Below are 1,760 nucleotides of genomic sequence, written 5' to 3' on the forward strand. Positions count from 1 at the left end.
GCAAAATGGCCTGGCACCAGCCCATGTACTCGCTGTCGTGGATGTTGGCCGGGCTGGTGCTCAGCGGCATCCACACCTCGGCGTAGGTGAAGCGGCGGGCAGCGGGCACGTCGCGCACCACGCCCACCACTTTATAGCGCACTTCATCGGCCACGATGCTGCGGCCCACCACGCCGCGCGCCGTACCGAAGTAGCGCCGCGCCGTGCTCTCGTTGAGCACGGTCACCAATGCCCCGGCGCGCTGTTCGGCGGCGTTGTAGGGCCGGCCTTCCACGAAGTCGAAATCGAGCATCTGCCAGAACTCGGCATCGGTGTAGCGTTGGTCGAGCTTTAGCTTGGCGTTGCCCACGTACGACACCACCGTGCCGGGTCCCGAGCTGATGGACACCGCTTCCGGCGTGCGCAGCGGCCGGATATGGTGCTCCAGAAACGAGAAGCTCGGGCGGCCCATGTTCTCGGTGCCCTCGCCCTGAATTACCATCTCGCTGGAAAACAGCAGCCGGTCGAGGCGCTTCTCGGGCATCTGCGGCCCCACCGTGTAGTCGAACAGGGCATACACCACCAGCAGAATCATCAGCGTGAAACTGATGCCGAATAGGCTGATGAAGGTGAAGAACTTGCGCCGCTGCAAGACCTTCCAGGCAATTTTCAAATAAGAGAGTAGCATATCGTTGTGCGTCGATTAAAGGAGCAGCAGGAGCGAGATTGCAGGCGGAAGCGCGGTACCGTGGCGAGTTTGTGCCAGCCACATACTTTTTTGTACCATGTACATACCTTTCGCCATTTCAGCGCCTGCTTTACCCTACCTGGCTGCCGTCGAATAGCCGCACCAGTCGCTGGGTCTTAAGGGCTTGCTGCTCGTCGTGCGTCACCATCACGATGGTTACCCCCTGCTCGCGGTTCAGCGTCAGCAGCAAGTCCATAATCTCCTCCCCCATCACCGAATCGAGGTTGCCGGTGGGCTCGTCGGCCAGAATGATTTCCGGCCCGCCGGCCAGGGCCCGCGCAATGGCCACCCGCTGCCGCTGCCCGCCCGAGAGCTGCCCCGGAAAGTGGCCGGTGCGGGCACTCAGGCCCACTTTATCGAGCGCGGCGAGGGCCAGCTGGCGGCGCTCGCGCCCGCCCAGGCCGGGCCGGTACAGCAGCGGTAGCTCCACGTTATCGACCACCGACAGGTCGTTGATGAGGTGGTAGCTCTGGAACACGAAGCCAATTTTCAGGTTGCGCAGCCCCGCCAGCTCCTTATCGGAGTACGACGTGACGGGCCGGCCATCTACCTCAATCGTGCCGCTGGTGGGCTCGTCGAGCAGGCCCATCAAGCTCAACAACGTCGATTTGCCGCAGCCGCTAGGGCCCATAATGGACACGAACTCGCCGCGGTTCACGGTGAGGTTCACCCGGTTCAACGCCACCGTTTCGATGGTTTTGGTCTGGTAGATTTTTTCAATATCGCGCAGGTGTAGCACGGGCGAAGGAGTTGGCATGGCGGATTGGGGCTGGAAAGCGGTGGAAGTCGGAGCGGTTTGCATAAGGCGTTATTTCAGGAGAGGCGTTTGCGTTTCAAAATCGAATAAGGTGAGGGCGCGCAGGCGATAATAGGCCACCCAGCCGGCGCGGAGGGCGAAAACGTAGCCGCGGCGCGCCCCGTCCTTGGCCACCGAGGCCAGGGTCAAATCCGTCAGGCTGATGCGGCCCAGCAGGTAGGTGGCGCGGGCAATGTCGTAGCGGCGCTGGGCCAGCGAGTCGGCCCGGGGGCGCTG

The 1,760-nt window shown here is 62.7% G+C and carries 3 protein-coding genes; all 3 read right to left on the minus strand.

What is annotated here, in order from left to right; genetic code table 11:
• A partial coding sequence (locus tag ACYVDE_RS21795) for an ABC transporter permease (RefSeq protein WP_460503643.1) occupies window positions 1-667 on the minus strand: 667 nt, incomplete at its 3' end.
• A 130-nt stretch (window positions 668-797) separates the two neighbouring features.
• Window positions 798-1,466 carry an ABC transporter ATP-binding protein gene (locus ACYVDE_RS21800; RefSeq protein WP_460503645.1) on the minus strand — a complete coding sequence of 223 codons (669 nt, stop codon included), beginning with the start codon at window positions 1,464-1,466 and terminating at the stop codon, window positions 798-800.
• Between the two features lie 69 nt (window positions 1,467-1,535).
• A partial coding sequence (locus ACYVDE_RS21805; RefSeq protein WP_460503644.1) for a TolC family protein occupies window positions 1,536-1,760 on the minus strand: 225 nt, incomplete at its 5' end.

Source organism: Hymenobacter agri (assembly GCF_054778495.1).